At 55.0% G+C, this 531-nt stretch carries 2 rRNA genes; both read right to left on the bottom strand.

Going from position 1 to position 531, the window contains the following annotated elements:
- Positions 1-80 (bottom strand): 23S ribosomal RNA (locus J1M87_RS24845); the annotation flags it as partial.
- Positions 81-413: 333 nt separating this feature from the next.
- A 16S ribosomal RNA gene (locus J1M87_RS24840) occupies positions 414-531 on the bottom strand; the annotation flags it as partial.

Here is a 531-nt window from a genome sequence, read left to right as displayed (position 1 = left end):
CGAGGCTTATCGCAGCCTCCTACGTCCTTCATCGGCTCCTGGTGCCAAGGCATCCACCGTACGCTCTTCATTACTTACAACAAAGATGCTCGCGTCCACTGTGCAATTCTCAAACAACACACAACCAAGAAACCACACGTGCTACCAGCCACCACCGAAGCGATGCGATGTACACACAATTTCTTGACCGTATATGTCCTGCCAGAAAGAAACACTCGCGTGTTCTCTCAGGACCCAACAGTGCATCGATATAGTTCCTGCCGGCGAAACACGGTTTCGCGTTCTACAGGAACTCGTTGTCAGTGTTCCACCCGTGAGCTCCCGCCGTTCCACGTGTGGGAACGAAACGGGCTCTGCCAGACCATCATCCAAGCACCTGTGTGCTGGTACATGTTCTGGAGAAAGCTCCTTAGAAAGGAGGTGATCCAGCCGCACCTTCCGGTACGGCTACCTTGTTACGACTTCGTCCCAATCGCCGATCCCACCTTCGACGGCTCCCTCCCACAAGGGGTTAGGCCACCGGCTTCGGGT

The sequence above is a fragment of the Rhodococcus sp. KRD162 genome (genome assembly GCF_017168335.1).
GTDB lineage: Bacteria > Actinomycetota > Actinomycetes > Mycobacteriales > Mycobacteriaceae > Rhodococcoides.
This window is presented reverse-complemented; position numbering and strand designations above follow the sequence as displayed.